Origin of the sequence: Noviherbaspirillum denitrificans (assembly GCF_002211445.1) — a bacterium.
Lineage (GTDB): Bacteria > Pseudomonadota > Gammaproteobacteria > Burkholderiales > Burkholderiaceae_D > Noviherbaspirillum > Noviherbaspirillum denitrificans.
This window is the reverse complement of the sequence record NZ_LSTO01000001.1, coordinates 2110304-2117581: the sequence shown is the minus strand read 5'-3', so window position 1 is coordinate 2117581 and position 7278 is coordinate 2110304. Positions and strand designations below refer to the sequence as shown.

The 7278-nt window shown below is 62.9% G+C and carries 8 protein-coding genes; 3 read left to right on the top strand and 5 right to left on the bottom strand.

Annotated features, from left to right (window positions below):
- Positions 1 to 671, top strand: a 671-nt coding sequence (locus AYR66_RS10385) for a vitamin B12 dependent-methionine synthase activation domain-containing protein (RefSeq protein ID WP_272938332.1), incomplete at its 5' end; no start/stop codon positions are given.
- A 62-nt stretch (positions 672 to 733) separates the two neighbouring features.
- Here AYR66_RS10385 and AYR66_RS10380 read toward each other — a convergent pair.
- The 3 genes from AYR66_RS10380 to AYR66_RS10370 all read right to left on the bottom strand — a co-directional run bounded on the left by AYR66_RS10380 (position 734) and on the right by AYR66_RS10370 (position 3997).
- Positions 734 to 2083: an EAL and HDOD domain-containing protein gene (locus tag AYR66_RS10380; protein ID WP_088709732.1), complete on the bottom strand. Its 1350-nt coding sequence runs from the start codon at positions 2081 to 2083 to the stop codon at positions 734 to 736.
- 170 nt (positions 2084 to 2253) lie between these two features.
- The gene (locus AYR66_RS10375; RefSeq protein ID WP_088707430.1) at positions 2254 to 3024 is read right to left on the bottom strand and encodes a class II glutamine amidotransferase; all 771 of its coding nucleotides are present in this window, start codon (positions 3022 to 3024) and stop codon (positions 2254 to 2256) included.
- A 58-nt stretch (positions 3025 to 3082) separates the two neighbouring features.
- Positions 3083 to 3997, bottom strand: coding sequence for a LysR family transcriptional regulator (locus AYR66_RS10370; RefSeq protein ID WP_088707429.1), 915 nt, complete (start codon positions 3995 to 3997; stop codon positions 3083 to 3085).
- A gap of 163 nt (positions 3998 to 4160) precedes the next feature.
- Between AYR66_RS10370 and AYR66_RS28835 the strand changes: the two genes are divergently transcribed.
- Positions 4161 to 4448 (top strand): DUF4148 domain-containing protein, encoded by a 288-nt coding sequence (locus AYR66_RS28835; RefSeq protein ID WP_170942112.1) that lies wholly within the window; start codon positions 4161 to 4163, stop codon positions 4446 to 4448.
- A gap of 66 nt (positions 4449 to 4514) precedes the next feature.
- Here the strand turns inward: AYR66_RS28835 and AYR66_RS10360 are convergent, their stop codons facing one another.
- A complete protein-coding gene (locus AYR66_RS10360) occupies positions 4515 to 6092 on the bottom strand; it encodes an aldehyde dehydrogenase (NADP(+)) (RefSeq protein WP_088707428.1) in 1578 nt (525 codons plus the stop codon).
- Between the two features lie 18 nt (positions 6093 to 6110).
- A complete protein-coding gene (gene kdgD, locus AYR66_RS10355) occupies positions 6111 to 7022 on the bottom strand; it encodes a 5-dehydro-4-deoxyglucarate dehydratase (protein ID WP_088709730.1) in 912 nt (303 codons plus the stop codon).
- A 163-nt stretch (positions 7023 to 7185) separates the two neighbouring features.
- Here kdgD and AYR66_RS10350 point away from each other — a divergent pair.
- On the top strand, positions 7186 to 7278 hold a 93-nt coding region (locus AYR66_RS10350; protein ID WP_141104210.1), incomplete at its 3' end, for a LysR family transcriptional regulator.

The window sequence follows — 7278 nt, the reverse complement described above, 5'->3', positions numbered from 1 at the left end:
ACACGGTCAACGACGACGACATCGAGATCTACACCGACGAGACGCGCAGCAAGGTGGCGTTCACCTACTATGGCGTGCGCCAGCAGACGGCCAAGCCGGTGATCGATGGTGTCGCGCGCCCGAACCAGTGCCTCGCCGATTTCATCGCGCCGAAATCATCGGGCGTCGCCGATTACATTGGCCTGTTCGCGGTTACCGCCGGCATCGGCATCGAGAAGCACGAGAAGCGCTTCGAGGACGCGCACGACGATTACAGCAGCATCATGCTGAAGTCGCTCGCCGACCGCCTCGCCGAAGCGTTTGCCGAGCATTTGCACGAGCGCGTCCGCAAGGACTTGTGGGGCTATGCGGCGGATGAGTCGCTCTCCAACGATGAGCTCATCAAGGAAGCCTACCGCGGCATCCGTCCGGCGCCGGGCTATCCGGCCTGCCCGGAGCACACGGTGAAGGCGGACATGTTCGAGCTGCTGCAATGTGAGGAGATCGGCATGCGAGTGACGGAATCGTTCGCGATGATTCCCGGGGCGGCGGTGTCGGGTTTCTACTTCGCGCATCCGGAGTCGAAGTACTTTGTCGTTGGCAAGATCGGCGAGGACCAGGCGGCCGACATGGCGGCGCGCCGTGGTGTGGCGAAGGAAGATGTGGAGCGCTGGCTGGCGCCTAACCTGTAATCGCGACCGGATACAAAAACGCCGCCCTCGGGCGGCGTTTTCATTTGGGCGCGCGCAACCGCTCAGGCATGCCTGGCGACGCTGTCGCTCCACTCGAACGCTGCCAGCTGCAGGTTCACCAAGTCATCCGCGCTGAGCCGGAAGCGCTCCACCAGGCTGTCGAACATGTCGCCGGCTTCCTCGATGCGTTCCATCTGTTCCGCCAGGCTCAGCATGTCGCCGTAGGTTCCGCTACGGTGCATCAGCGCGTCTGACACGGCATCGACGACGGCGACCTGCTCCAGGATTTCTTCCATTGGGATCGAGAACAGCGTGTCCATCAGCGACATGATCCCGACCGTGAAGGCCGTGTCGGCCAGGCTGCGATTGCGCGGCTCGACCTGCTGCGCGATCAGTTCAAGCAGCTTGCCGCGCGTGGTGGCGAGGCGCAGCAGCGGCGTCGACGCGTGGCCCTTCTTGCAGGGCTCGGCATACAGCATGATCTGCAGCCAGCGGCGCAGCTGGTTGCGGCCGAGGATCATCAGCGCCTGGGTGACGGAATCGATGCGCCGCGGTACGCCGACGGCGGGCGTATTCACCAGGCGCAGCAGGTTGAAGCACAGCGAGATGTTCTTCTTGATCGCGCGCTCGATGTCCGAGTTGTCGGCATCCGAGTTGATCATGGTCATCAGCTGCATGATGGATAGCTGCGAAGGCGACAGCTTCTTGCCGCTCAGGATGACCGGCTTGGCGAAGTAATAGCCCTGGAAATAGTCGAAGCCGAGGTCAAGGCAGGTCTCGAACTGCTCCAGGGTTTCGACTTTCTCGGCCAGCAGTTTCTTGTTCGCGGCGCGAAAGCGCGGTGTCAGCTTCAGCAGTGCCGAAAGCGGCATGTCACGCAAGTCGAACTTGATGACCTCGACCAGCGGCAGCAGTTGCTGAACGTCGTCCGAATCGGTGATCACGTCGTCCAGCGCGAAACGGAAACCGTCCGCGACGAGCTGTTCGATACGCGACAGGATTTCCGGCGTCACCTTCATCGTCTCGACGATTTCGAGCACCACCTTTTCCTTCGGCAGGAACTTGAAGATGTCGCTCATCAGCACGGCGGCGTCCACGTTCAGATAACCGACCGAGTCGCCGATCACCTTTTCCATGCCGAGCTGCGATGCGTGCGCAATGACGGAGGCAGTGGCGGACAGGTCGCTCGTGACGCGGGCAGGGCCGGCTTCGGCGTTGCGAAACAGCAGTTCGTAGGCAACCAGCGCCTGGGTGCGGTCGAGGATGGGTTGCCGGGCAAGGAAAAATTCGCGCACCCGCAGGGGGATGGCGGTACCGCTTGTCGAGTTGGCAGTGATCACGTTCTTGTTTTCATGGGTGTGAAGCCACGTGTCCCCGTCGCAATGGACGAGGGCCAGGATGCATGCGGTCATGCCATTGATGTTGCAGGTTTGGGGCAACACCTTTTGCATGGCGCAAGGCAGTACAGGCACAGAGGCATGCGCTGCACCTGCACTCTAGCGCATTTTAATTGCCTTAATGCAATTTTTAATGGTGCGGTGCACAGAAGAAAGGCAGGGCGAGCGCTCACCTTCGCAAAAGATCAGAGCGAGACTGGTTCGCCTTCCACGAAGACCTTGAGCTCGCCGCTGCCGAATTGTGTCCAGGTTTCGTTATTGGTCAGCGGGGCGGTGACGATGATGGCTACGCGATCGCGCGGCGTGGTGACCTGGGCAAAGTCGACGCTCAGGTCTTCGTCGGAGAGTTTCGCCGTGGTAAACGGGTACTGGCGCACGATGTAATGCAGGTGGGTCGAGCAGTGCGCGAACAGGGCCGTGCCGTCGGACAGCATCATGTTGAAGGTGCCGTGCCTGGCGATGTCCGCGGCAAGTTCACGCAGTGCGGCGGTGAGCGCTTCGAGTGGCGGATGCGTGTCGCCGAAGCGGCGGCGCAGTTCCTGCAGCAGGTAGCAGAACGCCTGCTCGCTGTCGGTGGTGCCGACCGGACGGAAGGCGCCGTTCAGTTCGGGCGCGAAATCCTTGAGGTCGCCGTTGTGAGCGAAGACCCAGTAACGGCCCCACAGTTCGCGCACGAAGGGATGGCAGTTCTCGAGCGCGATGCGGCCCTGGGTGGCTTTGCGGATATGGGCAATGACGTTCTTGGACTTGATCGGGCAGCGCTTGATCAGTTCGGCGATGGGCGAGGCAACGGCCGATTCGTAGTCAACGAAGTGGCGTACGCCGGCGCCCTCGAAGAAGGCGATGCCCCAGCCATCCTTGTGCTCGTCCGTGCGGCCGCCGCGGGTTGCGAATCCGGTAAAACTGAACACGATGTCCGTCGGGACATTGCAGTTCATGCCAAGTAGCTGACACATGGTGGGCAAAGAAATTTTGTCTGATAACACAACATAGCACGTCCTGGCGCAGAGGGTGTCATGTGAGCCAGGGATCGGTCTCCGGACGCGGGTACTGCTGCTGCATGAAATCGACAAAGCTGCGTACCTTGGCCGACAACAGGCGCCGGCTGGGGTACACCAGCATCACCGTCAGGCGGCCGAGTTCGTGGTTGGGCAGCAGGCGCACCAGGCGGCCGGCGGCGAGGTCATCGCCGAGCGCGAAGGACGGCCGGATCACGATGCCCATCCCTGCCAGCGCGCACTGCCGCAGCAGCTCGCCGTTGTTGGAAATCACCTTGCCGTGCACCGGGACGTTGATGGTTTCGCCATCCAGTCCTTTCATCGGCCAGTAATGCCGCAGCTGCTCATAGGAAAAATTGAGGCAGGAATGTTTCGCAATGTCTTCCACGTTGCGAAGCGTGCCGTTCGCCTTGATGTACTGGGGCGACGCGCACAGGATGGCTTCCGATACCGCAAGCTGGCGCGCGATCATGCCGCTGTCGAACTTCTGGAAATCGATGAAGATGCCGGCGTCGAAGCTGTCTTCCACCAGGTCCACCGATCGGTCCGACAGCGTGACGTCGAGTGTGACGTCAGGGAACTTGGCAGCGAATGCCGGCATGACGTGCGCGAGCTGCGTCTGCCCGAAGCCGAGATGTGCATACAGCCGCAGCGTCCCGCTTGGCTTCTTCGACTGCGACGACGCGATGGCTTCCGCATCCTCGATTTCCTGAAGTATCTGCAGCACGCGCTCGAGGTAGGCATGGCCGGTTTCGGTCAGCGACAGGCGCCGTGTGGTGCGGTTCAGGAGGCGCGTACCGAGGTGCTCTTCAAGGTCGGCGACATGGCGCGTGACGACCGCATTGGAAATATCCAACGCCTTGCCGGCGGCGGCGAAGCTGCCCTGTTCCACCACCTTCGCGAAGACGCGCATGGATTGGAGTCGGTCCATTGTTTCGGAATCGGAAATAGTGTCTTGCGATTATTGGTCTTTTTTGTGGGCCGCGCAATCTCTACACTGCAATCCATCGACAAACACAACGTCGCAACCGAGGCAGAGCAGACACGATCCTGGCCGGCCTCATTTCCAGATCCGAACTTTTTGGGAGTTGAACATGAACGCAAAGCAAATCGTCGCAGCCTTCGCCATCCTCGCCGCCACCGGCAGCGCCTTCGCCGCAGGCAACAGCGAATTCGTCGAATTCACCAACGTGCCGTCCACCAAGACCCGCGCTGAAGTGCGTGCAGAACTGGCACAAGCCCGCGAGCAACAGGTTGCCGGCAGCAGCGAGTTCGTCGAGTTCACGCCGGTGGCATCGACCCGCACCCGTGAAGAAGTCCGCCGCGAAGCAGTGCAATCCGCGCACAGCCAGTCCGACCGTTCGCTGTATATCGGCGGCTGATCTCCAGGCGCTTCAAGCAATAAAGCCACCGCGAGGTGGCTTTTTGCATTTCTGCGGGCAGAGCGATCAACGCGCTTCCGGCTTGCCGTCAATGCGGCGCGGGATGCCGAATGGATTGCCATCCTGCAGCGCTGGCGGCAGCAGTGCAGCAGGCAGGTCCTGGTAGCAGACCGGACGCAGGAAGCGGGCGATGGACAGGCTGCCGACCGAGGTCGAACGGCCGTCGGCGGTGGACGGGAAGGGGCCGCCGTGCACCATCGCGTGGCAGACCTCGACGCCGGTACCGAACCCATTGACCAGGATGCGGCCGACCTTGCGTTCCAGCAGGGGCAGGAAGCTGCGTGCCGCCGCAAGGTCGGACTCGTCCATGTGCAGGGCAGCGGTGAGCTGTCCCTCGAGCTTCTCGACGACGCGGCGCATGTCGTCCAGGCTGGCGCAACGGACTACCAGCGAGGACGCGCCAAAGATTTCGTCCTGCAATTCCGGGTGGGCGAGGAAGTCGTCGGCCGTCACGGAGAACAATCCGGCCTGGCCCTGGCAGGCGGCACCGGTAAGGCCGCGCGCAACCGTACGGACTTTCGCATGGCTGCAGACCTGGGCGACGCCGGTGACGTAGGCATCGTGGATACCTGGCGTGAGCATGGTGGCTGCAGGCGATGCGGTCACTGCTTCACCCGCTGCGGCGATGAAGGCATCCAGTGCCGGGCCGTCAATGCCGATGACCAGTCCGGGGTTGGTGCAGAACTGCCCGGCGCCCATCGTGAGTGAGGTGACGAAGGCTTTCGCGATGTCGACGCCACGCTGTTCCAGCGCCTGCGGGAACAGCAGCACCGGATTGATACTGCTCATTTCCGCGTACACCGGGATCGGTTCCGGACGTGCCGCCGCAGCCTTCATCAACGCCATACCGCCGCGGCGCGAACCGGTAAAGCCGACCGCCTTGATCCGCGCATCCGTGACCAGCTTCTGGCCGAGTTCATACCCATCCACGAACAACAGCGAGAACGTACCCTCGGGCATGCCGCATTGCGTTACCGCCGCCTGGAGTGCGCGGCCCACCAGTTCCGACGTGCCGAGATGCGCGGAGTGGGCCTTGACCACGACCGGGCAGCCGGCCGCCAGGGCGGACGCGGTATCGCCGCCGGCGACGGAAAACGCGAGCGGGAAATTGCTGGCACCGAACACCGCGACCGGGCCGAGCGGAATGTGGCGCAGGCGCAGGTCGGAGCGCGGCAACGGCTGGCGCTCCGGCAGGGCCGGATCGATGCGCGCGTCGAGGTAAGTACCGTCGCGCACCACGGCGGCAAACAAGCGCAGCTGGTTGACGGTACGGCCGCGCTCGCCTTCGATACGCGCGCGCGGCAGGCCGGTTTCGGCCATGCAGCGTTCGACCAGTTCATCGCCGATGTCGAGGATGTTCTGCGCGATCGTTTCGAGGAAGGCGGCGCGCGCTTCGGGCGCCGTTTCGCGGAAGGTGTCGAAGGCTCGTTCCGCCAGCGCGCACGCCTGCTCGACCTGGGTCGCGCTGGCGCCGCCGAAGTCCGGACCGATGACGTTACCGGTGGCGGCTTCGCGTGCATGGACCGAACCGCTGGTGCCGCGCACGGCGCTGCCGCCGATCAGGAGTTCACCGTAAATGGTCATGAATTGTTCCCGTGAGTGTTATTGCGGGCCGAGGCGAGCCATGAGCGCGCGCAGGTCTTCCATTTCCGATGCCTTGAGGTCGGACAGCGGCGGACGCACCGGACCGGCGCTGTGGCCGATGATGGTGGCGCCGGCCTTGACGATGCTCACGGCATAGCCTTGGCAGCGGTTGCGGATCTCCAGGTAGGGCAGGAAGAAGTCGCGGATCAGGCGGTTGGTGGTCGCGGTATCGTCGGCGGCATGCGCGTTGTAGAACTCGATCGCGGTGCGCGGGATGAAGTTGAACACCGCGGACGAGTAGACCGGTACACCCATCGCCTTGTACGCGCCGGCAAACACTTCCGCCGTCGGCAGGCCGCCGAGGTAGGCGAAGCGGTCGCCGAGCTGCTGGCGGATGGACACCATCGCTTCGATGTCGCCGATGCCGTCCTTGAAACCGACCAGGTTCGGGCAGCTGTCGGCCAGCTTCTTCAGCGATTCCGGCGTGAGGCGGCAGGCGCCGCGGTTGTAGACGATGACGCCGAACTTCACGCTGCGGCACACGGCCTGGACATGTGCGACCAGGCCCTCCTGGCTGGCTTCGGTCAGGTAGTGCGGCAGCAGCAACACGCCCTGCGCGCCGAGGCGTTCCGCTTCCTGCGCATACTTGATGGCGAGCGTGGTGCCGCCGCCGGCGCCGGCGATGATCGGCATGCGGCCGCGGCAGGTCTCGATGGCGGTCTTGACGACAGCCGAATATTCGGACGGTTCCAGCGAGAAGAATTCACCCGTGCCGCCGGCCGCGAAGAGCGCGGACGCGCCATAGGGCATCAGCCATTCAAGGCGCTCGGCATACGGGCCGGGATTGAAGTTCAGCTGCGCGTCGAAGTCGGTCAGCGGAAAGGACAGCAGGCCGCTTTCGAGGATGGCTTTCAGTTCGGTGGGGTTCATGGTCTTCCTTCGTTGAATGCTTGCGTTGATGTTGTGTGCGGACGCCGGCCGCAAGTGTTGTCCGGAGTTATGCGATTGCCATTCACGTTGGAAGAAAGTGTAGTGAACGTATCGATATTGGTCTAAGCTAGATAATGAATTGATTAATACAGGAATTGAATCGATGTTCGAGCTCTTCCAGTTACGCTGCTTCGTCGCGCTCGCCGAGGAATTGCATTTCGGAAGGGCCGCGCAAAGGCTGCACATGACGCAGCCG

Excerpts from the sequence above, each read along its gene's own strand:
- AYR66_RS10360 (WP_088707428.1), bottom strand. The coding sequence starts at position 6,092 with ATGACCATTTACGGTGAACTCCTGATCGGCGGCAGCGCCGTGCGCGGC.
- AYR66_RS10375 (WP_088707430.1), bottom strand. The coding sequence starts at position 3,024 with ATGTGTCAGCTACTTGGCATGAACTGCAATGTCCCGACGGACATCGTG.
- AYR66_RS10370 (WP_088707429.1), bottom strand. The coding sequence starts at position 3,997 with ATGGACCGACTCCAATCCATGCGCGTCTTCGCGAAGGTGGTGGAACAG.
- AYR66_RS28835 (WP_170942112.1), top strand. The coding sequence starts at position 4,161 with ATGAACGCAAAGCAAATCGTCGCAGCCTTCGCCATCCTCGCCGCCACC.
- kdgD (WP_088709730.1), bottom strand. The coding sequence starts at position 7,022 with ATGAACCCCACCGAACTGAAAGCCATCCTCGAAAGCGGCCTGCTGTCC.
- AYR66_RS10380 (WP_088709732.1), bottom strand. The coding sequence starts at position 2,083 with ATGACCGCATGCATCCTGGCCCTCGTCCATTGCGACGGGGACACGTGG.